Annotated in this window: 21 protein-coding genes; 5 read left to right on the top strand and 16 right to left on the bottom strand. The window is 61.0% G+C overall.

Features of this window, described 5'->3' with window-relative positions; all coding sequences use genetic code 11:
- Window positions 1-7: 7 nt before the first annotated feature.
- Window positions 8-1,732: an assimilatory sulfite reductase (NADPH) hemoprotein subunit gene (cysI, locus tag I6L40_RS18385; protein WP_216994684.1), complete on the bottom strand. Its 1,725-nt coding sequence runs from the start codon at window positions 1,730-1,732 to the stop codon at window positions 8-10.
- Window positions 1,732-3,507, bottom strand: coding sequence for an assimilatory sulfite reductase (NADPH) flavoprotein subunit (locus I6L40_RS18380; RefSeq protein WP_216995452.1), 1,776 nt, complete (start codon window positions 3,505-3,507; stop codon window positions 1,732-1,734). The genes cysI and I6L40_RS18380 overlap by 1 nt, the downstream gene beginning before the upstream one ends.
- 198 nt (window positions 3,508-3,705) lie before the next feature.
- On the opposite strand from I6L40_RS18380, the gene I6L40_RS18375 reads away from it, so the two are divergent.
- Window positions 3,706-4,512 (top strand): PhzF family phenazine biosynthesis protein, encoded by an 807-nt coding sequence (locus tag I6L40_RS18375; RefSeq protein WP_216994683.1) that lies wholly within the window; start codon window positions 3,706-3,708, stop codon window positions 4,510-4,512.
- Between the two features lie 122 nt (window positions 4,513-4,634).
- Here I6L40_RS18375 and lysS read toward each other — a convergent pair whose 3' ends face one another.
- Window positions 4,635-6,113, bottom strand: coding sequence for a lysine--tRNA ligase (gene lysS, locus I6L40_RS18370; protein WP_225628457.1), 1,479 nt, complete (start codon window positions 6,111-6,113; stop codon window positions 4,635-4,637).
- A gap of 73 nt (window positions 6,114-6,186) precedes the next feature.
- Window positions 6,187-7,285, bottom strand: a protein-coding gene (gene prfB, locus I6L40_RS18365; RefSeq protein ID WP_104014039.1) for a peptide chain release factor 2 whose coding sequence is annotated in 2 segments (ribosomal slippage) — window positions 6,187-7,209 and window positions 7,211-7,285 — 1,098 coding nt in all. Because the reading frame shifts where the segments join, the coding sequence is not laid out codon by codon here.
- A gap of 255 nt (window positions 7,286-7,540) precedes the next feature.
- On the opposite strand from prfB, the gene I6L40_RS18360 reads away from it, so the two are divergent.
- Complete coding sequence (locus tag I6L40_RS18360; RefSeq protein ID WP_216994682.1) at window positions 7,541-9,412, top strand: methyl-accepting chemotaxis protein; 1,872 nt, start codon at window positions 7,541-7,543, stop codon at window positions 9,410-9,412.
- A gap of 199 nt (window positions 9,413-9,611) precedes the next feature.
- Here I6L40_RS18360 and gltS read toward each other — a convergent pair whose 3' ends face one another.
- Window positions 9,612-10,811 (bottom strand): sodium/glutamate symporter, encoded by a 1,200-nt coding sequence (gene gltS, locus I6L40_RS18355; RefSeq protein WP_042029850.1) that lies wholly within the window; start codon window positions 10,809-10,811, stop codon window positions 9,612-9,614.
- A gap of 441 nt (window positions 10,812-11,252) precedes the next feature.
- Here gltS and ansA point away from each other — a divergent pair, with 441 nt between their 5' ends.
- The gene (gene ansA, locus I6L40_RS18350) at window positions 11,253-12,260 is read left to right on the top strand and encodes an asparaginase (protein WP_005354141.1); all 1,008 of its coding nucleotides are present in this window, start codon (window positions 11,253-11,255) and stop codon (window positions 12,258-12,260) included.
- Window positions 12,261-12,521: 261 nt separating this feature from the next.
- Here ansA and I6L40_RS18345 read toward each other — a convergent pair whose 3' ends face one another.
- Both I6L40_RS18345 and I6L40_RS18340 read right to left on the bottom strand, forming a co-directional pair.
- The gene (locus I6L40_RS18345; protein ID WP_043120956.1) at window positions 12,522-12,815 is read right to left on the bottom strand and encodes a YeaC family protein; all 294 of its coding nucleotides are present in this window, start codon (window positions 12,813-12,815) and stop codon (window positions 12,522-12,524) included.
- A 63-nt stretch (window positions 12,816-12,878) separates the two neighbouring features.
- Entirely contained in the window at window positions 12,879-14,312 is a 1,434-nt protein-coding gene (locus I6L40_RS18340; protein WP_104014041.1) for a glyceraldehyde-3-phosphate dehydrogenase, read from the bottom strand.
- Window positions 14,313-14,523: 211 nt separating this feature from the next.
- Here I6L40_RS18340 and I6L40_RS18335 point away from each other — a divergent pair, with 211 nt between their 5' ends.
- Window positions 14,524-15,324 carry a DUF2989 domain-containing protein gene (locus I6L40_RS18335; RefSeq protein ID WP_071912993.1) on the top strand — a complete coding sequence of 267 codons (801 nt, stop codon included), beginning with the start codon at window positions 14,524-14,526 and terminating at the stop codon, window positions 15,322-15,324.
- 7 nt (window positions 15,325-15,331) lie between these two features.
- Window positions 15,332-15,892, top strand: coding sequence for an NUDIX domain-containing protein (locus I6L40_RS18330; protein WP_143241776.1), 561 nt, complete (start codon window positions 15,332-15,334; stop codon window positions 15,890-15,892).
- Between the two features lie 400 nt (window positions 15,893-16,292).
- Here the strand turns inward: I6L40_RS18330 and lipA are convergent, their stop codons facing one another.
- From lipA to rlmH, 9 genes are all read right to left on the bottom strand, one after another.
- Window positions 16,293-17,258, bottom strand: coding sequence for a lipoyl synthase (lipA, locus tag I6L40_RS18325; RefSeq protein WP_041209955.1), 966 nt, complete (start codon window positions 17,256-17,258; stop codon window positions 16,293-16,295).
- Window positions 17,255-17,932 (bottom strand): lipoyl(octanoyl) transferase LipB, encoded by a 678-nt coding sequence (gene lipB / locus I6L40_RS18320; RefSeq protein WP_033112719.1) that lies wholly within the window; start codon window positions 17,930-17,932, stop codon window positions 17,255-17,257. The genes lipA and lipB overlap by 4 nt, the downstream gene beginning before the upstream one ends.
- Window positions 17,933-17,995: 63 nt before the next feature.
- Entirely contained in the window at window positions 17,996-18,259 is a 264-nt protein-coding gene (gene ybeD / locus I6L40_RS18315; RefSeq protein WP_005348100.1) for a DUF493 family protein YbeD, read from the bottom strand.
- A gap of 282 nt (window positions 18,260-18,541) precedes the next feature.
- Window positions 18,542-19,738 carry a D-alanyl-D-alanine carboxypeptidase family protein gene (locus tag I6L40_RS18310; protein WP_033112718.1) on the bottom strand — a complete coding sequence of 399 codons (1,197 nt, stop codon included), beginning with the start codon at window positions 19,736-19,738 and terminating at the stop codon, window positions 18,542-18,544.
- 187 nt (window positions 19,739-19,925) lie between these two features.
- Window positions 19,926-20,912, bottom strand: coding sequence for a septal ring lytic transglycosylase RlpA family protein (locus I6L40_RS18305; protein WP_071912999.1), 987 nt, complete (start codon window positions 20,910-20,912; stop codon window positions 19,926-19,928).
- Window positions 20,851-21,852 carry a lytic murein transglycosylase B gene (gene mltB / locus I6L40_RS18300; protein ID WP_216994681.1) on the bottom strand — a complete coding sequence of 334 codons (1,002 nt, stop codon included), beginning with the start codon at window positions 21,850-21,852 and terminating at the stop codon, window positions 20,851-20,853. Before mltB ends, I6L40_RS18305 begins: the two co-directional genes overlap by 62 nt.
- Complete coding sequence (rodA, locus tag I6L40_RS18295; protein WP_041209958.1) at window positions 21,852-22,955, bottom strand: rod shape-determining protein RodA; 1,104 nt, start codon at window positions 22,953-22,955, stop codon at window positions 21,852-21,854. Before rodA ends, mltB begins: the two co-directional genes overlap by 1 nt.
- Window positions 22,948-24,870, bottom strand: a complete 1,923-nt coding sequence (gene mrdA / locus I6L40_RS18290; protein WP_041209959.1) for a penicillin-binding protein 2 — start codon at window positions 24,868-24,870, stop codon at window positions 22,948-22,950. Before mrdA ends, rodA begins: the two co-directional genes overlap by 8 nt.
- Window positions 24,871-24,969: 99 nt before the next feature.
- On the bottom strand, window positions 24,970-25,437 hold the full coding sequence (gene rlmH / locus I6L40_RS18285; RefSeq protein WP_005335166.1) for a 23S rRNA (pseudouridine(1915)-N(3))-methyltransferase RlmH: 468 nt from the start codon (window positions 25,435-25,437) through the stop codon (window positions 24,970-24,972).
- Window positions 25,438-25,448 lie beyond the last annotated feature (11 nt).

Here is a 25,448-nt window from a genome sequence, read left to right as displayed (position 1 = left end):
ATCTCCCTCAGGCGGCATAGAAGTCGATGGCCGAGTTGACCACAGGTGCGACGATTCCGGCGCGGATGACGAAGTCGCCGAAGCACTCGCCCGCGTTGCGCTCGCTGGCCCAGCGGCCGATCAGCGCGTCCAGTTCGGCCAGGATCTGCGGCTCTGTGATGTTCTCCCGGTACATGCGCGGAATGCGTGTCCCTTCGAGGTTGCCGCCCAGATGGAGGTTGTAGCGGCCGGGCGCCTTGCCCACCAGACCTACTTCGGCCAGCATGGCGCGGCCGCAGCCGTTGGGGCAGCCGGTGACCCGGAAGACGATGGCATCGTTCGCCAGCTCGTGCTTGGCCAGCAGCCCTTCAAGTTCGGTGACGAAGGCGGGCAGCATGCGCTCCGCCTCGGCCATCGCCAGCGGGCAGGTAGGCAGGGCCACGCAGGCCATCGACTGCTTGCGCTGCTCGCTGACGCCGTCATCCAGCAGGCCGTACTGGCGTGCCAGCCCTTCGATACGGGCCTTCTCGCCAGCCGGGACGCCCGCGATGATCAGGTTCTGGTTGGCGGTCAGGCGAAAATCTCCCTGATGTACCTTGGCGATCTCCAGCATGCCGGTTTTGAGCGGCTTGCCTGGGAAGTCGAGCAGGCGCCCATTCTCGATAAACAGGGTGAGGTGGTGCTTGCCGTCGATCCCTTCGACCCAGCCGAAGCGATCGCCACGGCTGGTGAACTCATAGGGGCGAACCGGCCCGAACTGGATGCCAGCGCGGCTCTCCACCTCGGCCTTGAAGGCCTCGACGCCAACACGTTCGAGGGTGTACTTGGTCTTGGCGTTCTTGCGATTGGCCCGGTTGCCCCAGTCGCGCTGGGTGCTGACCACGGCTGCCGCCACCTCCAGCACGTGGGAGAGCGGAATAAAGCCAAAGTCGCTCGCCTTGCGTGGATAGGTGCTGGTGTCGCCGTGGGTCATGGCCAGGCCACCGCCCACCAGCACGTTGAAGCCCACCAGCTTGCCGTGTTCGGCAATCGCCACGAAGTTGAGATCGTTGGCATGGATATCCACGTCGTTGTGAGGCGGGATCACCACAGTGGTCTTGAATTTGCGCGGCAGGTAGTTGGAACCCAGGATCGGCTCCTCGTCCTGCCCCAGTTTTTCACCGTCCAGCCAGATCTCCACGTAGGCGCGGGTCTTGGGCAGCAGATGCTCGGAGATCTTCTTGGCCCACTCGTAGGCCTCCTGATGCAGTTCGGACTCCACCGGGTTGCTGGTGCAGAGCACGTTGCGGTTCACGTCGCCCGCAGTGGCGATGGAATCGATGCCGGTGCTGTTGAGAGTCTGGTGCATCAGCTTGATGTCGCGCTTCAATACCCCGTGAAACTGGAAGGTCTGCCGGGTGGTGAGACGGATACTGCCATAGAGGGTGTTCTCTTCGGCGAACTTGTCGATCACCTGCCACTGAGCCGGAGTAATGATGCCGCCGGGCAGACGGGCACGCAGCATGACGTTGTGCAGCGGCTCCAGCTTTTGCGCCGCGCGCTCCGGGCGGATGTCGCGGTCATCTTGCTGGTACATGCCGTGGAAGCGGATCAGCTGGAAGTTGTCGCCATTGAAGCCGCCGGTGAGCGGATCCTGCAGATCCTGTTCTATGGTGCCGCGCAGAAAGTTGCTTTCGCGTTTCAGACGTTCGTTGTCGGCCAGCGGTCCTTCGACCGGTCCCGCTTTTGGGTGAGAAAGAGGTTGTTTGCTCATCAATAGACATCCCTTTGATAACGTTTGGCACGACGCAATTCGCTCAAATACTCTTCTGCTTCCTCACGGCTCTTGTGGCCATGTTCGGCAATCAAATCCAGCAGGGCCTCCTGCACATCCTTGGCCATCTTGTTGGCGTCACCACACACATAGAAGTGAGCGCCTGCTTCCAGCCACTGATAGAGCTCCTGGCCCGCTTCGCGCAGGCGGTCCTGCACATAAATCTTGTGGGTCTGATCCCGACTGAAGGCCAGCGAGATCTTCGACAGTAGCCCCGATTTCACATAACGCTGCCACTCCACCTGATAGAGGAAATCCTGGGTAAAGTGCGGGTTGCCGAAGAAGAGCCAGTTTTTGCCCGAGGCCCCGATGGCTTCCCGCTCCTGCATAAAGGCGCGGAACGGGGCGATGCCGGTACCCGGGCCCACCATGATGACGGGGGTATCGGGATTGGCGGGCAGGCGGAAGTTGTCGTTGTGCTCGACAAACACCCGTACCTCGGCGCCCTCTTCAAGGCGATCAGCGAGGAACGAAGAGGCGCCACCACTGCGCACTGTGCCGTCCTCTTGCGGATAGCGCACCACTCCGACGGTCAGGTGCACCTCCTCTTCCACTTCGCGCTGGCTTGATGCGATGGAGTAGAGGCGCGGGGTGAGCGGGCGCAGCAGGCCAAGCAGCTGCTCGGCAGTGAGCGCGGTCGGGAAGCGCTTCAGTACATCCACAATCTGGGCTGAAGCGACCAGCGCATTGACCTGAACCTTGTCGCCGGCCAGATCTTTCAGCGCCGCGTTGCCTGCGATTTCGGCAAGGCCTGTGATAAAGCCACTGTGCAACCGGGTCAGTTCGAAGTGACCGGTCAGGGCTGCACGCAAGGTGCCGTGGGCCGTGGCTTCATCACCGGAGAGGCCGGTCAGAGCCTGCACTTCGCTCACCAGAGCTGCGTCGTTGTCGAACCAGACGCCGAGGGCATCCCCCGGTTGGTAGCTGAGGCCAGACTCTTCAAGGTTGATCTCGATGTGGCGGATATCCTTGGTGGAATCCCGGCCGGTGATCTTCTGATTGACCGACAGGCGGGCAGGGAAGGGGTTCTCCTTGCTGTAGTGGCTCAGGCCAACCGCCTGCTGCACCGCGCTGGCCACGTTGCTGCTGAGGGTCGCGGTGATGGCATTGAGTGCCTGTTCGCTCCACGCTTTGGCGGCATCCTGATAATCCACATCGAGGCTGGCGAGTTCGTGAATGCGTTCGGCCCCCGCTTTGGTGAGGAAGTCGTCAAAATCTTTGCCGGTCTGGCAGAAAAATTCGTAGGAGCTGTCGCCCAGCCCCAGTACGGCGAACTTGAGGCCCTCGAGTTTGCCAACTTTGCCTTTCTTCAGCTGGTCGTGGAGGTCGACGGCGCTCTCCGGCGGTTCACCCTCCCCGTAAGTGCTCACTACCACCAGCAGGTGGCTCTCTTTCTTGAGCTGCTTGGGTTTGTAGTCTGCCATCGACGCGAGGGTTACCGGTAGGCCACGGGCCTCTGCCTGCACCTTGATGGCACTGGCGACACCTTTGGCGTTGCCGGTCTGCGAGCCGTAGAGAATGGTCAGGCTGCCACTGGGCGCAGACACAGCCGCACCGGTCACGGCAGGCTGCAAGCCGGTCTGGGAGAGGCCGTAGAGATATCCGCTCACCCAGGCAAGCTGTTGGGTATTGAGGGTGGCGAGCACTTGGCTTAGCTGGCGTTGCTGCTCGTCGGAGAGGGGCGTCAGGTTGATCAGGGAGTCCTTCAATTGCATCACACACGTCTTCCATGGTCTGATTTTTGGTCAGGGTAAGGGGTGGGATAGCTAACAACAAAGAATAAAAATTTCTTCTTTATTCTATTACTGCATTAAAAAGCGCATTGGCTTGAGCGGGAAGTGACTCAGGTCGACAGGAGCCCCATGGTATAAAGAGCGATAAATGAGCCCGTTTGAAAAATACAGGAAGCGTGAATGTCGACCATCAGATTGTTTCATGTCAATGCCTTCAGTCAGCACCCCTTTGGCGGTAACCCTGCGGTGGTGGTGCTGAGGCCGAATCAGCCAGATGCCCACCTATTGGCCATGGCGGCCGAGTTCAACTTGTCGGAGACCGCCTTTCTGGTGCCTATTGGGCGGGCTCGCTATCAGTTGCGCTGGTTCACCCCCAAGGTGGAGGTGGAGCTCTGTGGTCATGGCACTCTGGCTGCAGCTCACGTGCTGTGGCAGGCGGGAGAGGTAGCCTCGGATGAGGCAATTTGCTTCGAAACCCGCAGCGGCGAACTGCTGGCCCGCCGCGAAGGGGAGTGGATCTGGCTCGATTTTCCGCGAATATCCCTTTCCCCGCAGACGCTGGCTCCGGCCTATGCGACGGCTGTTGGTTGCCAGCCACTGCAAACTCTGGCGGCTGGTGCCAAGTTTTTGCTGGAGCTGGCCAGCGAGGAAGAAGTCCGAGCGCTCACCCCGGATTTTCACGCCCTGCGGGCGCTGCCTGGTCGCGGCCTGATGGTTACTGCGCCCTCAAGTGACCCGAACCATGACTTTATCTCCCGCTATTTCGCTCCCTGGGTCGGGGTGGAGGAGGATCCGGTGACCGGCTCCAACCACTGCGCCTTGGTGCCCTTCTGGGCCGAGCGGCTTGGCAAACAGCAGCTGCGGGCCCGCCAGATTTCGGCCCGGGGTGGCGAGCTGCGGCTAGAACAGCAGGAGAATCGGGTGCTGATGGCCGGTCAGGCCATTACCCTGTGGCAGGGGGAGTGGTTACAGCCTCAGGCCTCATAAGTGGCAAGCTGGCGGCGTATTGAAGGTTCGTCACCGGTTTGTGCCCACCATAAAAAAACGCCCCGCTGTTGCGGGGCGTTTTCAAGCTATCGCGCTCGGGATGGATCCCGGCGGCATGAACCTTACTTCTGCGGACGCAGAGCCGGGAACAGGATGACGTCGCGGATGGTGTGGCTGTTGGTGAACAGCATCACCAGACGGTCGATACCGATACCCTGACCGGCAGTCGGCGGCAGACCGTGCTCCAGCGCGGTAACGAAGTCGGCGTCGTAGAACATGGCTTCGTCATCGCCTGCGGCTTTCTGGTCAACCTGAGCCTGGAAGCGCTCGGCCTGATCTTCTGCATCGTTCAGCTCGGAGAAGCCGTTGGCCAGCTCGCGGCCACCGATGAAGAATTCGAAGCGGTCGGTTACGTCCGGGTTCACGTCGTTGCGACGGGCCAGCGGAGAAACAGCAGCCGGGTACTCGGTGATGAAGGTCGGTTGCAGCAGCATGTGTTCAACGGTCTCTTCGAAGATCGCGGTGATCACGTGGCCCAGTTCCCAGCTCTTCATCAGCTCGATCTTCAGGCGCTTGGCGACGGCAGTCGCCTTCTCCAGAGTGGCCAGATCGTCACGGGTGACGTCCGGGTTGTACTTCAGGATGGAGTCAACCATGGAGAGGCGCTGGAACGGCTGACCGAAATCGATGGTCAGACCCTCTTCGCCCTCTTTGGCGTAACGGATCTTGGTGTCACCCAGAATGTCCTGTGCCAGAGTGCGCAGCATCTCTTCAGTCAGGTCCATCAGGTCGATGTAGTCGGCGTAGGCCATATAGAACTCGAGCATGGTGAACTCGGGGTTATGGCGAACGGAGATGCCTTCGTTACGGAAGTTGCGGTTGATCTCGTAGACACGTTCGAAACCACCAACCACCAGACGCTTCAGATAGAGTTCCGGTGCGATACGCAGGTACATGTCGATGTCCAGCGCATTGTGGTGAGTGATGAACGGACGGGCAGACGCGCCACCCGGGATGACTTGCATCATCGGGGTTTCCACTTCCATGAAACGCTTGTCGTTCAGGAACTTGCGGATACCGGCAACCACTTTGGTACGGGTTACGAAGGTCTTGCGGGACTCTTCGTTGGCGATCAGGTCCAGGTAACGCTGGCGGCAGCGAGCTTCCTGGTCGGTCAGACCCTTGTGCTTCTCGGGCAGCGGACGCAGTGCCTTGGTCAGCAGACGGATGTCGGAGACATGGATGGAGAGTTCACCGGTCTGGGTCTTGAACAGAGTACCTTCGACACCCACGATGTCGCCCAGATCCCACTTCTTGAACTGCTCGTTGTAGAAACCTTCCGGCAGGTCGTCGCGAGTGACGTAGACCTGGATCTTGCCGGCCATGTCCTGCAGGGTGGCGAAAGAAGCCTTGCCCATGATCCGGCGGGTCATGATGCGACCGGCAATCTTCACCCGTTTACCCAGGCTCGTCAGCTCCTCGGCGCTCTTGTCGCCAAACTCTGCCTGCAGATCGCCGGAGAGGCTGTCACGACGGAAGTCGTTGGGGAAAGGATTGCCCTGGGCGCGCAGGGCGGCCAGCTTGGAACGACGCTCAGTCATCTCGTTGTTGAGTTCGAGTGTTTGATCGACTTCCGGAGTGATGGTTTGTTCAGACATGGTGATTCCTGCTTGTTTACAGACCTGATTTCAGGCTGGCTTCGATAAACTTGTCCAAGTCACCGTCGAGCACCGATTGGGTATTACGGGTTTCGACGCCGGTGCGCAGATCCTTGATACGGGAGTCATCCAGCACATAGGAACGGATCTGGCTGCCCCATCCGATATCGGACTTGGTTTCTTCCAGGGCTTGTTTTTCGGCATTCTGCTTCTGAATTTCCAGCTCGTAGAGCTTGGCTTTCAGCTGCTTCATACACTGGTCTTTGTTTTTGTGCTGGGATCGGTCGTTCTGGCACTGTACCACGACACCGGTCGGAACGTGGGTAATACGCACCGCAGATTCGGTACGGTTAACGTGCTGACCACCGGCACCGGAGGCGCGGTAGACGTCGATACGCAGGTCGGCGGGGTTGATATCGATTTCGATATCGTCGTCGATTTCCGGGTAGACGAACACAGAACAGAAAGAGGTGTGGCGGCGACCGCCCGAGTCGAACGGGGACTTGCGTACCAGACGGTGCACGCCGGTTTCAGTACGCAGCCAGCCGAAGGCATATTCGCCGGTGAACTTGATGGTGGCGGACTTGATGCCGGCCACGTCGCCCTCGGAGCATTCAATCAGCTCGGGCTTGTAACCGTGGGCATCGCCCCAGCGCAGATACATGCGCAGCACCATGTTGGCCCAATCCTGCGCTTCGGTACCACCGGAGCCGGATTGAATATCGATATAGCAGTCGGAGCCGTCGTGCTGGCCGGAGAACATGCGGCGGAACTCGAGGTCCACCAGCTTGGCTTCCAGCTGTTCGGATTCGGCGATGGCTTCGTTGAAGGTCTCTTCGTCTTCCCCTTCCACGGCCAGGCTGACCAGCATCTCGACGTCATCGACGCCCTGGGTCAGGGTGTCTATGGTACCGACTACGTTTTCCAGCGCTACGCGCTCTTTGCCCAGCGCCTGTGCGCGCTCGGGTTCATTCCATACATCCGGCTGTTCCAGCTCGGCATTGACCTCTTCCAGACGCTCTTTCTTGGCGTCATAGTCAAAGGTACCCCCTAAGAAGCTCGGTCCGCTCAGACAGCTCCTTAAGTTTATTTAAAACGGGATTAACTTCGAACATCGTGAAAACTCTCAGGATCGATGTGATTTGAAAACGGGTCATTCTAGCCAATTGTGGAAGGAATAAACAGGGTTGCCTGAGTTTACGCGCGCCAGGTGAGCAATTTCTGATGCAGTTTTCCGCGCATCGGGAGAAAATATCGCCCGTCGATCCATTTTCCTGTTCAGTTTTGGAGCAGGGGGTCGCTAATGACTACTAGCGTTCGGTGTACATACGAGATAACTGCTTCCTAACCTCAAATAAGAAGAACAGATGATGAAAAACCTATCACTCAAGCAGAAGATACTGTTGTCGGTGGTGATTGCCCTTTCGTTGGTGATCCTGATGCTCTCCTGGCAGAGCTATAGCAGCCAGAAAAACCTGTTGCTGCAGGGCAGCCAGGAGCAGGTTCAGCGTCTTGGCAACCAGCAGGCCACCAGCGTCAGCGACTGGCTCGCAGCCCGCCGCGACGTCATTCAGGCACTGGGCAGCAAGGCGGGAGCCGAGCCCCTCAACGCCCTGCAACAGGCCCAGGTTTCCGGCCGCTTCCAGCTAACCTATTTTGGCGAGAGCAGCGGCAAGATGAATGACTCCGATCCCTCCATCAACCGCAGTGGCTATGACCCGCGCTCCCGTGGCTGGTATCAGGAAGCTGTGGCCAAGGGGGGTCTCATCGTGACCAAACCCTATCTGGATGTGGCCTACAACATCATGGTAGTGACCCTGGCCCAGCCGGCTCAGGGTGGCGTAGTGGGGGGCGACCTCTCCATCGCCTCGCTGGTGGAAGACGTCACCAAGATGAAACTGCCAGCTGACGGCTTTGCCATCATGATGCACAAGGATGGTACCGTCATCGCCTACAAGGATGCAGCCAAGGCGATGAAGCCGGCCACCGAGATCGACAACGATCTGACCAATGCCCTGATCGAACAGAGCAAGGCGAGCCAGGGGCTGGTGCCTGCCTACTTCGAAAACGAAGGGCGTGACAAGCTGCTTTGGGCGACCGACATCCCCGATACCGACTGGGAGCTGGTTCTGGTGCTGGACAAGGATACCCTTGAGGCGCCGCTCTCCTCCCTGCTGATGACCCAGCTCGGTCTGGCGCTGCTGGTGCTGGTGGGCAGCATCCTCGCCATCTCCTGGCTGGTCAGCATGCTGCTTGGCCCGCTCAGCAAGGTATCCCAGGCTCTGGCTCGCATCGCCGATGGTAACGGCGATCTGACCCAGCGCATCAAGATCGACGCCAACGATGAAGTGGGTCAGCTGGCCAACAGCTTCAACCGCTTCGTCGGCAGCCAGCACCAGCTGATCGCCAATATCCGCCAGCTGGCCAACGAGCTGAACGCCGATGCCGAGCGCAGTCTGGTGACCAACCAGGCCGCCGTGGACGAGCTGCAGCGTCAGCAGCAGGAGGTGACCATGGTCGCCACTGCGGTCACCGAGATGGCGAGCGCCACCATGGAGATCGCCGGTAACGCCGAAAACACCGCCGCTGCCGCCCAGCAATCGACCATGAGCAGCGAGCAGGGCAAGAAGCTGGTGCACAAGACCCGCGCCTCCATCAACAATCTGGCGCAAGAGGTGGGGCAGGCCACCGAAGTTATCGGCGAGCTGAGCCGTCATGCTCAGGCCATCTCCGGCATTCTCTCCACCATTCAGGGGATTGCCGAGCAGACCAACCTGCTGGCACTGAACGCCGCCATTGAAGCCGCTCGCGCCGGTGAGCAGGGCCGCGGCTTTGCCGTGGTGGCCGATGAGGTGCGGGTGCTCTCCAAGCGTACCCAGGACTCCACCCAGGAGATCCACGCCACCATCGAGACCCTGCAGCAGACCACTGCCCGCGCGGTGAGCCTGATGCAGACCAGTCAGGGGCTGGCGGACAACAGCGTACAGGATGCCGATGCCGCCGCCGCTGCGCTGGAGGAGATCACCCAGGCCGTATCGCTCATCTCCGACATGGCTGGCCAGATCGCCACCGCTGCCGAGGAGCAGACTCAGGTCACCGGCGAGATCACCCAAAACACCACCGCCATCAAGGATGTGAGTGACGAGATCACCGCCGCCGCGATGCGCGATCTGGATCAGGCCGAGAGCCTCAAGGGGCGGGCGACTGACCTCAACAAGCAGGTCTCGACCTTTATCCTGTAAGTTCTGAAGCGCGGCGAGCACGGCCGCCCGAGAAAGCCCCGCACTCTGCCGAGTGCGGGGCTTTTTATTTATCTATCTCGCAGGAATGACCGAATGAATGAGGTGCAGAAAGAGTGACGAGCCGAGGTTGCCCGCGTGCAGAAATGGCAGAGCCCACCAAAGGTGGGCTCTGTTCTTATACGTCTGACAGGAAGGGGTATTAGAGGAATGGCATCGCCATAAACAGCTTGATCACCATGGCGTTGATGATGTCGATAAAGAAGGCGCCCACCATGGGCACCACCAGAAACGCCAGGTGGGAGGGGCCGAAGCGCTGGGTGATGGCCTGCATGTTGGCAATCGCGGTCGGGGTGGCACCCAGGCCAAAGCCGCAGTGACCCGCCGCCAGCACGGCTGCATCGTAATTTTTGCCCATGACCCGGAAGGTGACGAAGATGGCGTAGAGCGCCATCGCCACGGTCTGGGCGGCCAGCAGGATGAAGATGGGCAGTGCCAGGCTGGCCAGATCCCACAGTTTCAGGCTCATCAGTGCCATCGCCAGGAACAGCGACAGGCTGACGTTGCCCAGCAGCGATACTTCGCGATCGCTTACCTCATGCCAGTTGAAGAGGGTGAGCAGGTTGCGCAGCAGCACACCGACAAACAGCACGCAGACGAAGATGGGCAGCTCCAGTGCACTCCCCTTGAGGTAGGCGGAGAGCAGCTCGCCCCCTTTCAGGCTGATGGCGATGAGGGCCAGGGTCTCGATCAGGCTGAAGGTGGTCAGCGGGCGCTCCATATCGGGCATCTCGAAGCCTTGCGGCGCGTCGTCGCGGTTGTGCTCCTCACCGGGCACCTCCACTTTTTTGACCAGATAGCGGGCTACCGGGCCACCGATCAGGCCACCCAGTACCAGACCAAAGGTGGCGCAGGCGATGGCCAGTTCGGCGGCGGATTGCACCCCGTACTTCTCGGAGAAGGTGGCACTCCAGGCCGCGCCGGTACCGTGACCGCCGGAGAGGGTGATGGAGCCGGCCAGCAGCCCCATGTGGGGATCAAGGCCCAGCATGGTGGCCAGCGTGACGCCCAGACTGTTCTGCACCAGCAGCAGGCCGGTGACCACCATCAGGAAGGTGACCACCGCCTTGCCGCCGCGTTTCAGGCTGGCGAGATCGGCAGAGAGACCGATGGAGGCGAAAAATGCCAGCATCAGCGGGGTTTGCAGGCTGGTATCAAATTGCAGCTCCAGCTGCATGGTAGAGCGCAGCAGCAGCAGGATCAGGGCAACGACCAGACCGCCTGCGACCGGTTTGGGGATGTTGAAGGTGCGCAGCAGTCCGACACGGGTGACCAGCATGCGGCCAAGCAGCAGGACCAGAGTGGCAGCGACCAGGGTGGCGTAGGAATCAAGTTGTAACATTCAGTACTCCCATGTTGATTGGCTGTGCCTTCGGGGTGAAGACTCACAGATTCAGCCGGGATAAAAACAGTGTGGCTTATGTGCCAGCAAAGAAGGGGAAACATCTCCCCGCCCCAGCAAATATGGGGCTTGTGCGGGCCTGAAATGCTCAGGCATCCAGATGAGATTTTAGTAAAATCCGGCGGATTGTAGCAAAAAGCATCGTTTAATTCCATCTTTGTCGTATTAATGCTCGTTTTAGTGTCTTATTGTGAAATTTAACACCATTGAGGTATGGCAACTAAACGCCGAAAAGGCGCAGAGAACGGCTGTCATTTGAGGCGTCAGTCTCTATAATTCGCCGGTTTCCAGCCCGCGGCGGAAACGGACGGGATCCGAGCAGTTGGTTCGCCCCGCATGGTTTATCATTCGCTGGTTTTCGGCCCACAGAGAGGAGAGGGTGTGAAGAAGTCCATCTACATCGCCTACACAGGCGGCACCATAGGGATGCAGCGTTCCGACCACGGTTATGTACCGATGGCGGGCTTTATGGAAGACTGTCTGGCGCGGATGCCCGAGTTCCATCGTCCCGAGATGCCGGATTACCATATCCACGAATATGCCCCTCTCATCGACTCCTCCGACATGACCCCGGCGGATTGGCAGCGCATCGCCGAGGATATTCGCGACAACTACGACAAGTACGACGGTTTCGTCATTTTGCACGGCACCGACACCATGTCGTTCACCGCCTCGGCGCTCTCCTTCATGCTGGAGGATCTGCACAAGCCGGTCATCATCACCGGCTCCCAGATCCCGCTGGCCGAGCTGCGCTCCGACGGCCAGCAGAACCTGCTCAACGCTCTCTATATTGCGGCCAACTACCCGATCCACGAGGTGACGCTGTTCTTCAACAACCAGCTCTATCGCGGCAACCGCAGCAAGAAGGTGCACGCCGATGGCTTCCACGCCTTCGATTCGCCCAACTATCCGCCGCTGCTCAACGCCGGGATCGCCATCTCGCTGGAAGCGGGCGAGTTGGGCGTGCCCTCCGAGCGGCCGCTGGTGCTGCACGACATCACCCCCCAGCCCATCGGCGTGGTGACCCTCTATCCGGGTATCTCCAGCGAGGTGATCGCCAACATCCTGCAACAGCCGGTGAAGGCGCTGATCCTGCTCTCGTTCGGGGTCGGCAATGCGCCGCAGAACCCGGCCATGCTGGCGCTGCTCTCCGAGGCATCGGCCCGCGGCGTTATCATCGTCAACCTGAGCCAGTGCCTGCACGGCAAGGTCAATATGGGGGGCTATGCCACCGGCAATGCGCTGTCGCGGGCCGGGGTCATCTCGGGCTTTGATATGACCGCCGAAGCGGCGCTCACCAAGCTCCACTTCCTGCTGAGTCAGGACTTGCCATCCCACCGGATTCGCGAGTTGATGCAACAGTCGCTGCGTGGGGAGCTGACCCCCTGAGCGTTGCGCCCCTCACCCTAACCCTCTCCCGGCGGGAGAGGGGATAGATCGAGGTGCTGTTGGCCACGAGGCTTGCCATGAAAATCGCCGGCTGGTGGCCCGTTCACTGTGCGCAGGTGCGAGCCTGCCCCCTTCTCCCCTGGCGGGAGAAGGGCTGGGGATGAGGGGGATAAGTCATCCGGCATCGATAGGAAAAAAGAGGGGAGCCATCATGGCTCCCCTCTCTGTTGTGGCCGCCGCGAGCGGCCTGCCGGATCAGGCTCAGTGGTTGAGGTCGACCCGCATTATCTCTTCCTCGTCGCGATACTGACGCTTGAGCTCGCTCTTGCTCTTCATCACGATCTCGCCGTCGCGGCCGATGTTCATGTGCTCCGGGTTGTCGAGGTGCATCGCCTGCCAGGCCATCACAGCCTGTAGCGACGTGGCCTTCTGCTCGTCGGTAAGGGGCTTGCCATCGGGCCACTTGCCCAGCTCGACTGCGGTCTTGAGCCGCTCGTACACCTCTGCGGGCATCTGCCTGATTGCTTGCAAAAACTCACCCTGTTGAAACGACATCCGGCCTTCTCCTTGAACTATTGAGCCATAAACTTCGGGGTCAGCCCGGCAGATCCTGGCGGGCTATGCAGGCAGATCCTGGCGGACTACGCCAGCCATCTGCTCCATCACCCGCACTACCTGACAACTGTACCCGAACTCGTTGTCATACCATACGTAGAGCACGCAGTGATCCCCCTCGGCGATGGTCGCCTGGGAGTCGACGATGCCCGCATAACGGGAGCCCACCATGTCGGAGGAGACCAGCTCGGTGCTGGCGCTGAAGTCGATCTGGCGATGCAGGGCCGAGCTTAGCGCCATCTGTTGCAGATAGGCGTTGAGGCTCTCCCGATCGGTGGCCTGCTCCAGCGACAGATTGATGATGGCCAGCGAGACGTTGGGGGTCGGCACCCGGATGGCGTTGCCGGTGAGCTTGCCCTTGAGCTCGGGCAGCGCCTTGGCCACGGCCTTGGCGGCGCCGGTGCTGGTCATCACCATATTGAGGGCGGCGCTGCGACCGCGGCGCTCGCCCTTGTGATAGTTGTCGATGAGGTTCTGATCGTTGGTGTAGGAGTGAACCGTCTCCACGTGGCCATGGCGGATGCCGTACCGCTCCTGCATTACCTTGAGCACCGGAGTGATGGCGTTGGTGGTGCAGGAGGCGGCGGAGATGATCCTGTCATCCGGCGCTATCACCTCATGGTTGACGCCGAACACCACGTTCTTCATCTCCCCCTTGCCGGGAGCGGTCAGCAGCACCTTGCCGGCACCGCGCGCCTTGAGATGCTCGGAGAGGCCCGCCTCGTCACGCCAGACCCCGGTGTTGTCGACGATCAGCGCATCGTGAATGCCGTAGGCGGTGTAGTCGATGTCGGCCGGGCTGTTGGCGTAGATCACCTGAATGAAGGTGCCGTTGGCTATGATGGCGCTGCGCTCAACATCCACTTCGATGGAGCCGTTGAAGGGGCCATGCACCGAGTCGCGGCGCAGCAGGCTGGCACGTTTCTCCAGATCCCCGTCGCGACCGCCACGTACCACGATGGCGCGCAGCCGTAGCGGATTGGCGGCGCCGGTGCGCTCGATCAGCAATCGGGCCAGCAGGCGGCCGATGCGGCCAAAGCCGTAGAGCACCACGTCGGTCGGCTGCGGCATCTGGCTGCGGCCAAGGGCCGGTGCCAGTCGCGCTTGCAGATAGTCCTCGATCCCCGCTTCATCCTGATGATCCTGCCAGTAACCGACCGCCAGCTTGCCAAGGTCTACCTCGGCGGCGGTGGGTTTGAGGGCTACGATGGCCTGAAGCAGGGGGAAGCTTTGCTGGATGGGGAGGGGGGCGCCCTGGTGGCGGCGGACGACCCGGTGGGCCTTGAGGATATCGATGGTGGAGGCGTTTTGCAGCGGGCGGCCGTAGAGGGTGATCTCGACCCCTTGTTGTCGGTAGAGGCGACCAATCAAGGGCTGCATGGCTTCGGCGAGCTCCTGGCTCTCCTGCCACGTTTGCAGATAGTGCTCGTGGGTCATTGACCAGATCCTTTATTTCACGTTGTTGGTGCAAATAGAAAATTCGTCGAATGCAGATCAGTGTAGGGGTGTCGATTTCGTTATAGTATTCTGCAATCGCGGCCTTATACGGCGCGCGCATTGTAATGGATATGTAACCGGTTTGCTAGCCGAAGGTGGCCACATAAGGCTCCAGTTGTTGCCAGTCACTGTTATCAACCAGATGTGAGCCATGATCCCCACAGCCCTGCGACAACCGCTCTTTATCCTCTCGGCCGGCCTTGCCGTCGCCGGTTGCGATAACGATCGGCTCCACACCATCTGCAGCAATCACCCCGAGCTCTGTCAGGATCTGGTGGACGACGGCTGGTGCCGCTACGAGCGCACCGATGTCATCCGTAGCCGCTTCTATCTGCAAGAGGAGCAGAGCGATCGCCGCAGCTACGAGCTGATGCGTAGTCTGGAGCGTTACATCAAGTGCGCCGAGCACTCCACCAACATCGAGTACAAGCGGGCCCGCGAGCAGAAGAGCCCGCGGGTGGAGGGGATGCTGGCCGCCGGCGATCAGCTGGCCCGGCTCGATGCGGCGACCCGCAACTCGCAGGATCCCTACCTGCTGCTCTGGCACTGGACCAACAACAGTGACGAGCGGGCTCGCCAGCAGTTTCTGGCGCAGGAGGGGAGCAAGGGGCTGGAAGAGCCCGACCTGCAGCTGGTACTGGCCGGTATCTATGCCAAGAGCGAGCCGGACAAGGCTATCGCCATCCTGCACCACGGCCTCTCCCTCTATCGCGAGGGGGAGCAGGTCAACAGCCGTCTGCTCACCTCCCTCAGCACCCTCTACATGGGCCAGAAGCAGTATGAGCAGGCCTATCTGTGGGGCAAGGTGAGCGAAGCCTTCCCGAACAACCACGAGGTCTCCGCCAAGCGTTTTGGCCTCTACTACAGCCTGAGCAAACCCCGTCAGGATGCCCTCGATGCCCAGGCGGCCGAGATCGTCCGGCAACTGCAAGGCGGCAGCTACCGACCCTGAGGAGATGATGAGCAACCCATCCGGGGCCAGCGCCTGGCCCGAGCCCTTCGACCTCTCGTTTGTGCATGGCGAGATAACCACCGATGGCCGCACCCTGGAGCGCCTCACGGTGCGCGCCGTGGTGCTGCGCGGCGACGAGCTGCTGCTGGTTCACTCCCGGGTCAACGGCGATCTGATGTTCCCCGGTGGCGGCATCGAGGCGGGGGAGAGCCACCATGTGGCGCTGGCCCGCGAGCTGCTGGAGGAGTGTGGCGCCGAGCTGCTGGACGTTGGCGCCCTGCTTGGCGAGACCCGCGAGTATCGCGCCGCCCGCGAGTTGGGGTTCGATGCCTACTGCATTCGCTCGCTCTACTATCTGTGCCGGATTGGCGAGCAGCTGGTGGCGCCGCAGCCGCAACCCTACGAGATCCGGCTTGGCTTTGTGCCGGGCTGGTTTGCGATCGATGAGGCGCTGCAGACCAACAAGACCCAGCTGGCGGGGCCATGCCCCCAGTGGACGGCGCGGGAGACCCGGGTGCTGGCCCAGTTGCAGCGCTGGCATCAGCAGGGGCGCTTCGAGGAGGAGTGACCATCAGGGGTGACAAGGGGGGGCGCTACGCCTCTCTTTGTCGTCTATATCGGGGGGGGCATCGAGCCTCGCCTGCTCGTATAGCGGGCGGCTTCACGATTCAGATTGTTGCAAATAAATCGGTTGGAATTTTCTATCTGTTGCACTGGTGAGACAATTTGCCTTGCCGATGCGTCCTGCTTGCCGGCCATGCTGGCCAGCAGAGGCGTCCGATCTGCCGCCGTAATCAGCATAAACAGATGAATGCGGGGGAGGGGCGTCGGCGGTCTTGATAGTGCAGCATCAGCCAGCCCAGAGATGAACCATAAAAAGAGCTGAGCCATAAAAAAGAGCGCCTCGGGGCGCTCTTTTTGTTGCTGCTGGCGAGAGGAGGTTTTTTTGACCCCTCTTTGCTGCGAGGTTATTTGACCTCTTCGCCCTTGGCTTGCAGATCCGCGTGGTAGGAGGAGCGCACGAAGGGGCCGCAGGCAGCATGGGTAAAGCCCAGCTCCATGGCGACATCTTTCAGCTCGTCGAACTCTGCGGGCGGCACGTAGCGCTTCACCGGCAGGTGGTGGCGGCTCGGCTGCAGATACTGGCCCAGAGTCAGCATGTTGACGCCGTGGGCGCGCAGATCTTTAAGCACCTCGACGATCTCTTCGTTGGTCTCGCCAAGGCCCATCATCAGACCGGATTTGGTCGGTACGTGGGGGTGCATCTCCTTGATACGGCGCAGCAGCTCCAGCGACCACTTGTAGTCGGCACCCGGGCGGGCAACGCGATACATACGCGGGGCAGTTTCCAGGTTGTGGTTGAACACATCCGGCGGGGTCTCGCGGAACACCTCAAGGGCCTGCTCCATCCGGCCGCGGAAGTCCGGGGTCAGGATCTCGATGCGGGTCTGCGGGCTGTGCTCGCGGATCTCGCGGATGCAGTCGGCGAAGTGCTGGGCACCGCCGTCGCGCAGATCGTCGCGGTCCACCGAGGTGATCACCACGTACTTGAGGTTCATCTCCTTGATGGTCAGCGCCAGCTTCTTCGGCTCTTCCGGATCGAGGGGGAGCGGACGGCCGTGGGCCACGTCGCAGAAGGGGCAGCGACGGGTACAGATGGCGCCCATGATCATGAAGGTGGCGGTGCCATGGTTGAAGCACTCCGCCAGATTGGGGCAGGAGGCCTCTTCACATACCGAGTGCAGCTTGTTCTTGCGCAGGGTGCTCTTGATGTGCTCGATCTTCTGGCTGGAGGGAGGCAGCTTGATCCGCATCCAGTCCGGCTTGCGAAGAAGTTCCTCGTTGGGATCCGGCATGAATTTCACCGGGATCAGGGCCATCTTGTCGCCATCGCGCAGCTTGACGCCCGGCTCCATACGAACGGGTTTGCTCATGATTCACTCTCGGTGTTTGTTATTGTTTGATAGCCAATCAGGCGGGCCAGCTCGGCCACCAGAATGGATTGCGCCTCGGCCACGCTTTGCGGGCCGCCCAGGGCGCTGGTCTGGGTCATGGCCATGCCCGCATAGCCGCACGGATTGATGTGCAGGAAGGGGGTCATGTCCATGTTGACGTTGAGGGCCAGCCCGTGGAACGAGCACCCCTTGCGGATGCGTAGACCCAGCGAGGCCAGTTTGGCCTCCATGCCGAGGTCGTTTTTCACATAGACCCCGGGAGCATCAGCCTTGGCGTAGGCCGCGATATCGCTTTTCGCCAGGGTGTTGATGATGGCCGTCTCCAGCGCAGTCACCAGCTCGCGCACCGAAAACTTGCAGCGGCGCACATCCACCAGCACGTAGAGCACCAGCTGGCCCGGGCCGTGATAGGTCACCTGACCACCGCGATCGCTCTGCACCACCGGGATATTGCCCGGGTTGAGCAGGTGTTCGGCCTTGCCGGCCTGACCCTGGGTGTAGACGGGGTCGTGTTCGACCACCCAGAACTCGTCCGGGGTGTCGCCGGTGCGGTTGTCGGTGAAGGCTTTCATGGCGTCCCATACCGGCTGGTAGGGGCGGCGACCCAGATGTCTGACGATAAGCGTGTTCTGGGCGGGGATCCCGGATGACATGGCTTCCTCACGGCGGCTCAATGGCCAAAAACAGTCGCCCCGCAGAACGGGGCGAGAGAGACATTACAGTACGTACTTCACCAGCTCGATCTTGCCAAGGGCGGTGTACATCGCTTCGATGTGCTCCTTGCTCTGGGCAGTCACGGTCACGCGAACCGAGTGGTAGTTGCCCTTGGAGCTGGGCTGGACGGTCGGGCTGTAGGTGCCGGGGGCGTGCTGCTGCAGCACTTCAACCACCATGTCCGGCAGCGCCGGGTCGGCAATGCCGAGTACCTTGAACGGGAATTTGCAGGGAAACTCCAGCAGTTCGTCAAACTTGGTATTCATTTACTCACCTTTGGGTGTCTTCATGGCGTCGTCACGGGATGACGCACTCTTGTTTGGCGCTTGGCCGATGGCCCGCGAGGGCCGCCATCTCAAGTCTATATGGGCATGGCCCGTGCCGGGATCAAGGCCCGGATCGTCAGACATGAGTGGGGGTGGTGCTTTTTACCACAAATCGGCATGGGGCGGAACCTGCAGTTTACAGGGTTATTCACTGGCTGGAGCCACCAGAAACAGCAGCGGCGCCTGTTGGCGCCGCTGTATGGTGAGGATTGTGCGTCCCGATTACTTGAACCAGCTGGAAACCAGCATCACCAGGTAGTCCCACAGACGGCTCATCAGGCCACCCTCTTGTACATCTTCCAGGGCAACCAGCGGAACCTGCTTGATCTCTTTGTCACCCTGTTTCAGGAACACGGTACCGACGCGCTGACCCTTGGCCAGCGGCGCTTTCAGTTCGCTCTCAAGCTGGAAGTCCGCTTTGAGGTTGTTGCCCTGACCGCGGGTGACCAGCACGGAGATATCCTTGTCGACACCCAGTTTCACTTCCGGCTTGTCGCCCATCCAGATCTTCTGGGTGACCAGTACGGTGCCCGCCTTGTAGGGGGTCAGGCTCTGGAAGAAACGGAAGCCGTAGGTGAGCAGCTTCTTGCTCTCGGCGGCGCGAGAGGCTTCGCTGTTGGCACCCAGCACCACGGCGATCAGACGCATGCCTTCGTTGTTGGTGGCGGAGGAGACCAGGTTGTAGCCGACCTGGCTGACGTGGCCGGTCTTGATGCCGTCAACTTGCAGGGATTGGTCCCACAGCAGACGGTTGCGGTTGTGCTGGGTGATGCCGTTGAAGACGAAAGACTTCTGGGAGTAAATCTTGTACTCCTCCGGCAGGTCGCGGATCAGCGCCTGACCCAGACGGGCCATGTCGTGAGCGGTACTGTAGTGACCTTCCGCATCCAGACCGTGCGGGTTCATGAAGTGGCTGTCTTTCATGCCGAGCTTGGCGGCCCAGCTGTTCATCAGGCTGGCGAAGGAGTCGGTGCTGCCGGCCAGGAATTCGGCCATGGCGACGCAGGCGTCGTTGCCGGACTGGATGATGATGCCCTTGTTCAGGTCATCGACGGAGACCTGCTTGCCCACCTCGATAAACATCTTGGAGGAGTCGGAGTAGTTCTTGGACCAGGCGTTCTGGCTGATGGTCACCATGTCGGTACGCTTGATGTTCCCCTTCAGCAGCTCCTGGCCGATGATGTAGGAGGTCATCATCTTGGTCAGACTGGCGGGCGGCAGGCGCTCTTCGGCGTTCTGCTCGGCCAGCACCTGGCCGGAGTAGTAGTCGATCAGAATATGGGCCTTGGCGGAGATCTCGGGTGCGGCGGGAACAACAACCGGGTTGCTGTTCGGAGTAGGAGCCGGCATCGGGGTATTGGCCTGAGCGGTGGCGCTGATCAGTGAGGCCAGAAGAACTGAACGGGCAAATTTGGACATCTTGAAATTCCTGCGATCCAGATGGGGATAAAATGCGGGCCTAACTATACCAGATGCGCCCGCAGGTTATAGCCCGACATGGCGATCAGAACTGGTTTTTTATCCATCACTTGACGCCAGCACGCCATAAAACGACGTGATGGCGGTAAGTAAGCGGTTAGTCACACCCGCAGCAAAAGGGTAACGATCAGGGAACGATAAAGGCCTGTTCGAGGCCACCCTGACGCACTTTTTCCAATGTTGCGGCTTGCTGGTCGGCCGCAACAGGGCCAATCAGAACCCGGAAAATGGCGCCATGGCTATCGATCCGGTAGGGGAGGCCATAACGCTGGGTCATCACCTTGCCCATCGCCTCGGCCCGCTGCTGGGAGCCGCTGGCCAGTACCTGGATCATCTTGCCGTCACCGCTGCTGGCAGGGGCTGCCGCCTTGGCCGGAGCCGGTTTGGCCGGTGCCACTTTGGCTGGTTTGGCGGCGGGGGCCTTGACGGGCGCCGCTTCTGCGGCCGGCGCAGCCATGGCAAGCTCGGTCGGTTGACCGATGAAGCCATCCTGTGACATCGCCTGAGGTGCAGCGGCGGCAGCCGGGGCGGTTGGCGTCATCTCGATGGGCTTCATCGGCTCCATGATCACCATCTGATCCGGGGTGTCGTTGATGAGTTCGAGCCGCACCCGCGCCTCGCCCCCCTCGATCATCTCGAGCTGTTTGGCGGCGGCGGGGGAGAGGTCGATGAGGCGGCTGCTGTCAAACGGGCCGCGATCGTTGACCCGCACTATGGTCTCCAGCCCGTTGTCCAGATTGGTGACCCGCACGTAGCTTGGCAGCGGCAGGTTGCGGTGGGCGGCGCTGAACAGCTTGCTGTCCTGCACGTCGCCATTGGCGGTCTTCTGGCCATCGAGGGAGGGAGAGAGCCAGCTGGCTGTGCCCTCTTCGCTGTAGTGCTTGATATCGCGCCACACCTCGAATTTCTCCTGGCCGCGCCAGTAGTCGCGGTTGCCGCTGGTGCTCAGGGGCTCGGGACGCGGGATGGCGCCGGTGGCTTGCGGGATCTCGATAACGGGCGGTTTGCTGGCGGGCGGCAGATCGACCGGGGCGGACTGTTCCGGCTGGCTGCTACTGCAGGCGGCCAGCAACAAGCTCAGGCTGAGCGGGAGGAGTTTGTGACGAAGATGCATACGCTTCCTGAATGGCTTGGCTAAGTTGATACACCGCCATCGCGTAGAGCGGGCTGCGATTGTAGCGGGTGATCACATAAAAGTTATGCCGTGCGACCCAGTATTCCGGTCCATCGGCTTGATCAAATGCCAGTAACTTGACCGGCGTCTGCGGGGCCAGCGGCGTGGCGAGCTCAATCCCTGCCGCCGCCAGTTCTGACCACTGTTGTGTCAGCTCGGGCTCTCGCCTGAGCAGGGGATCAACCGCCATCAGCCCGATCTGGGCCGGCTCGACCACCGCTTCGCCCCAGCGCCACTGGTGGCTGGCGAAGTAGTTGGCCACGCTACCGATGGCATCGGCCGGATTGGCGAAGAGATCCCGTTTGCCATCGCCGTCAAAATCGACGGCGTAGTGGCGATAGCTGGAGGGCATGAACTGCCCCATCCCCATGGCCCCGGCATAGGAGCCCTTGAGGGTATCGAGTTGCCACCCCTCCTCTTTAGCCAGCAACACCAGCTGGGCAAACTCCTTGGCAAAGAAATCGCTGCGCTCGGGGTAGTGAAACCCCAGGGTGTAGAGGCTGTCCAGCACCGGATGACGGCCCATCTGGCGACCGTAGAAGGTCTCGATACCGATGATGGCGACGATAAGCGAGGCCGGTACCCGATAGGTCTGCTCGGCTCGCGCCAGCGTGGCGGCATGCTGCTGCCAGAACTGCAGGCCATCCCGGATGCGATCCGGGGTGACGAACAGCGGCCGGTAGCGGTGCCAGGGCTTGGCCTCCCACGGCCGGCTGATGGTGTCGAGCACCTCCTGCCTTAGCCGGGCGCTGGCCACTGCCGCCTGCAACTCGGCTAACGGCACTTGCTGCTGTTCGGCAAGTCGAGCGAGCCCGGCAGGTTCGACGGCCGCCTCTGCCGTAAGGGAAACGAGCGAGAGCAAAAAACCAGCCAGACGCATCAGGCAAGCAGTCTTCTATGAGTCTGGATGGACATCAGTATGCCAAAACCGGCCATCAGGGTCACCATGGAGGTGCCGCCATAGCTCACCAGCGGCAAGGGCACCCCTACCACCGGCAGGATGCCGCTTACCATGCCCATGTTGACGAACACATAGACGAAGAAGGTGAGTGTGATGGCGCCACCCAGCAGCCGTTCAAAGCTGTTCTGGGCCTGCATCGAGATAAACAGGCAGCGGCTGATGACGTAGAGATAGAGCACCAGCAGCAGCGCTACACCCACCAGACCAAACTCCTCGCTGAATACCGCGAAGATGAAGTCGGTGTGGCGCTCGGGCAGAAACTCCAGCTGGGACTGGGTGCCCTGCAGCCACCCCTTGCCAAAGACGCCGCCGGAGCCGATGGCAATCTTGGACTGGATGATGTGGTAGCCGCGGCCGAGCGGGTCTTTCTCCGGGTCGATCAGCATCATGACCCGCTGGCGCTGATAGTCGTGCATCAGGAAGAACCAGAGCACCGGCATAAAGGCTGCAATCAGCAGCACCGCCAGTCCGATCAGCCACCAGCTGAGCCCCGCCAGGAAGATGACGAAGAAGCCGGAGGCCGCCACCAGAATGGAGGTGCCAAGGTCGGGCTGGGCGGCAATTAGCAGGGTCGGCAGCAGCACCATGATGAGGGCAATCACCACGTGGCTGAGTTTGGGGGGCAGCGAGTGACGGCTGAGCCAGGCGGCCACCATGATCGGCATGGAGAGCTTCATCACCTCGGAGGGCTGGAACTTCATAAAGCCCAAGTCGAGCCAGCGCTGGGCCCCCTTGCCAATATGGCCGAACACGTCCACCGCGATGAGCAGCAGCACTACCCCGACAAACAGCGGCACCGACCAGCGGGCGTAGAGGGAGGGCGGCAGCTGGGCCATGCCGATCATCAGGGCGAAGGCGAGTCCGCCGCGCACCAGCTGGCGCACGATGGAGTCCATATCCTGGCCGGAGGCGGAGTAGAGCACCACCATGGAGAGGGCAATGACGGCCAGCAACCCCAGCAGCAGGGGCAGGTCGATGTGCAGCTTGTACCAGATACTCTGCTGGCGGGCTGAATTACTCATTGGTAGCAACCTCACTCGGTTTGGACGGCTTTTCCGGTGCCGGTGGCAGTTGTGGTTCGGGCGGCAGCAGGAAGGCATCCATCATCTGGCGTGCGATGGGGGATGCGGCACGGCCACCACCACCACCAATGGAGTTCTCCAGCACCAGCGCAACGACCGCCTTGGGGGCTTCAAAGGGGGCGTAAGCGACGAATAGCGCATTGTCGCGATGCTCCGCCTTGACGGTTTTGATGTTGTAGACCTGGTTCTCTTTCAGACCGACCACCTGAGCGGTGCCCGACTTGCCGCCCGAGGAGTAGGGGGCCTTGGCAAACGACAGGCGACCACTGCCTTCGCTGCCATGGTTGACGCGCCACATCCCCTCTTGCGCCACTTTCCAGAAGCTGTCGTTCTTGAGCTTGAGGGCGATGTTGGGGTTGACCGGGGCATCGACCACGCCCGCCTGCGAGGCGGTACTCTTGAGCAGGTGCGGGGTGACGTCGTGACCGTTCTGGGTCAGGATGCTGATCGCCTTGGCCAGCTGCAGCGGGGTGGCGCTCCAGTAGCCCTGACCGATACCGATGGAGATGGTGTCACCCTGATACCAGGGCTGGCGCCAGCGAGCCATCTTCCAGTCGCGGGACGGCATGACCCCCTTGCTCTCCTCATAGAGGTCAACCCCGGTGTACTGACCGAAGCCGAACTTGGTCATGTAGCTGTGGATCTTGTCGATGCCGACCCGGTAGGCGAGATCGTAGAAGTAGGTGTCGGCCGATACCTCGATGGCGCGATAGACATCGAGCCAGCCATGACCCCAGCGGCGCCAGTCGCGGAACTTCTTGGTGGTACCGGGAATGGAGAAGCTGGGGCCACCGAAGTAGCGATAGCCCGGGGTAATGGCCCCTTCGTTGAGGCCCATGATGGACATCATGGGTTTGACGGTGGAGGCGGGAGCATAGATGCCCTGGGTGGTGCGGTTGACCAGCGGCCGCGCCGGATCGTTGAGCAGCGCCGAGTAGTTGGGGCCCGAGATACCGGTCACGAACAGGTTGGGGTCGTAGCTCGGGCTCGACTCCATGGCCAGAATGGCGCCGGTCTTGGGATCCATCATCACGATGGCACCACGCTGGCCGGCCAGCAACTGCTGGGCCTTGAGCTGCAGCCGCACATCGATGTTGAGGTAGATATCCTTGCCCGGAACCGGTGGCTGGAACTTGAGGGTGCGGACAATCCGGCCGCGGTTGTTGACCTCGACCTCCTGATAGCCCGCCACGCCGTGCAGCTCATCCTCGTAATACTTCTCCACCCCCTGCTTGCCGATATCCTTGGTGGCTGCGTAGTTGGCGAGTTTGTCTTCCTTGTCGAGGCGCTCCACGTCGCGGGTGTTGATCTTGGCCACATAGCCCAGCGCATGGGTGAGGGTGTCGCCAAACGGGTAGTAGCGCTTGAGGTAAGCCTCGATGCTGGCACCCGGGTAGTTGTGCTGGTTGACCGAAAAGAGCGCCACCTGATACTCGGTCAGCTTCTCGTAGAGGGCGACCGGTTTGAAGCGGCGCTGGCGCTTCACTTCGGCCAGAAACTTCTCTTTTGTCCCCTCCGGCAGACCCAGCAGGGCGACCAGCTCATCGGCGGTTTTGGCCAGATCCGGCGTCTCTTCGGGGACAATCTCCAGACTGTAGACGGGGCGGTTTTCCGCCAGCAGCACGCCGTTGGTGTCATAGATGAGGCCGCGCGGCGGCGCCACCGGCACCACCCGGATGCGGTTGGAGTTGGAGCGGGTCTGGTAGGTGTCGTAGGACTCGACCTGCAGGTAATAGAGATTGCCCAGCAGCACCAGCATCAGCACGACGATGCCGATGTAGGCTACCAGAGTGCGCCGGAAGAACAGATTGCCCTCGGCACTGTGATCGCGCATCTCGATGCGTTGTTTCAGCATGCCTTTACCTCAGAACCATTGGGGCAATAACAGCAGGAGCGGCATTGTTCACTCTCTGTGATTCGCATGTGTGTCGGGGAGGGTGAGCCACATCCTGGCTCACTCCCTGTGATACGGGTGATTGGTGGTAATGCTCCAGGCTCGGTAGAGGCTCTCTGCGACCAGTACCCGCACCAGCGGGTGGGGCAGGGTCAGCGGCGAGAGCGACCAGCTCTGCTCGGCGGCTGCCTTGCACTCCGGTGACAAGCCTTCCGGCCCGCCTACCAGCAGGGCGACATCGCGGCCATCGAGCTTCCACGCCTCCAGCTGGGTAGCCAGCTGCTCCGTGGTCCATGGCTTGCCCGGAATATCGAGGGTGACGATGCGCGAGCGGCCAGCGGCAGCCAGCATGGCTTCCCCCTCTTTTTGCAGAATGCGGGGAATATCGGCATTTTTGCCCCGTTTGCCGGCGCCAATCTCCACCAGCTCGAACGGCATGTCTTTCGGGAAGCGGCGGCGATACTCTTCAAAGCCATGCTCTACCCAGGCGGGCATCTTTGTGCCCACCGCGATCAACTGAATCTTCATGTCGGTACTTT

Source organism: Aeromonas sp. FDAARGOS 1410 (assembly GCF_019048745.1).
Classification (GTDB): domain Bacteria; phylum Pseudomonadota; class Gammaproteobacteria; order Enterobacterales; family Aeromonadaceae; genus Aeromonas; species Aeromonas jandaei.
Note: the sequence above shows the minus strand (reverse complement) of the source record. Positions and strands in the feature narration are given on the sequence as shown.

What these genes read in the sequence shown, in the direction of transcription:
- I6L40_RS18360 (WP_216994682.1), top strand. Translation starts at nt 7,541, where the DNA reads ATGAAAAACCTATCACTCAAGCAGAAGATACTGTTGTCGGTGGTGATT.
- I6L40_RS18310 (WP_033112718.1), bottom strand. Translation starts at nt 19,738, where the DNA reads ATGTCCAAATTTGCCCGTTCAGTTCTTCTGGCCTCACTGATCAGCGCC.
- rlmH (WP_005335166.1), bottom strand. Translation starts at nt 25,437, where the DNA reads ATGAAGATTCAGTTGATCGCGGTGGGCACAAAGATGCCCGCCTGGGTA.
- mltB (WP_216994681.1), bottom strand. Translation starts at nt 21,852, where the DNA reads ATGCGTCTGGCTGGTTTTTTGCTCTCGCTCGTTTCCCTTACGGCAGAG.
- mrdA (WP_041209959.1), bottom strand. Translation starts at nt 24,870, where the DNA reads ATGCTGAAACAACGCATCGAGATGCGCGATCACAGTGCCGAGGGCAAT.
- lipA (WP_041209955.1), bottom strand. Translation starts at nt 17,258, where the DNA reads ATGAGCAAACCCGTTCGTATGGAGCCGGGCGTCAAGCTGCGCGATGGC.
- gltS (WP_042029850.1), bottom strand. Translation starts at nt 10,811, where the DNA reads ATGTTACAACTTGATTCCTACGCCACCCTGGTCGCTGCCACTCTGGTC.
- I6L40_RS18340 (WP_104014041.1), bottom strand. Translation starts at nt 14,312, where the DNA reads ATGACCCACGAGCACTATCTGCAAACGTGGCAGGAGAGCCAGGAGCTC.
- I6L40_RS18380 (WP_216995452.1), bottom strand. Translation starts at nt 3,507, where the DNA reads ATGCAATTGAAGGACTCCCTGATCAACCTGACGCCCCTCTCCGACGAG.
- ybeD (WP_005348100.1), bottom strand. Translation starts at nt 18,259, where the DNA reads ATGAATACCAAGTTTGACGAACTGCTGGAGTTTCCCTGCAAATTCCCG.
- I6L40_RS18330 (WP_143241776.1), top strand. Translation starts at nt 15,332, where the DNA reads ATGAGCAACCCATCCGGGGCCAGCGCCTGGCCCGAGCCCTTCGACCTC.
- rodA (WP_041209958.1), bottom strand. Translation starts at nt 22,955, where the DNA reads ATGAGTAATTCAGCCCGCCAGCAGAGTATCTGGTACAAGCTGCACATC.
- I6L40_RS18335 (WP_071912993.1), top strand. Translation starts at nt 14,524, where the DNA reads ATGATCCCCACAGCCCTGCGACAACCGCTCTTTATCCTCTCGGCCGGC.
- I6L40_RS18305 (WP_071912999.1), bottom strand. Translation starts at nt 20,912, where the DNA reads ATGCATCTTCGTCACAAACTCCTCCCGCTCAGCCTGAGCTTGTTGCTG.
- lysS (WP_225628457.1), bottom strand. Translation starts at nt 6,113, where the DNA reads ATGACTGAGCGTCGTTCCAAGCTGGCCGCCCTGCGCGCCCAGGGCAAT.
- cysI (WP_216994684.1), bottom strand. Translation starts at nt 1,732, where the DNA reads ATGAGCAAACAACCTCTTTCTCACCCAAAAGCGGGACCGGTCGAAGGA.
- I6L40_RS18375 (WP_216994683.1), top strand. Translation starts at nt 3,706, where the DNA reads ATGTCGACCATCAGATTGTTTCATGTCAATGCCTTCAGTCAGCACCCC.
- lipB (WP_033112719.1), bottom strand. Translation starts at nt 17,932, where the DNA reads ATGTCATCCGGGATCCCCGCCCAGAACACGCTTATCGTCAGACATCTG.
- I6L40_RS18345 (WP_043120956.1), bottom strand. Translation starts at nt 12,815, where the DNA reads ATGTCGTTTCAACAGGGTGAGTTTTTGCAAGCAATCAGGCAGATGCCC.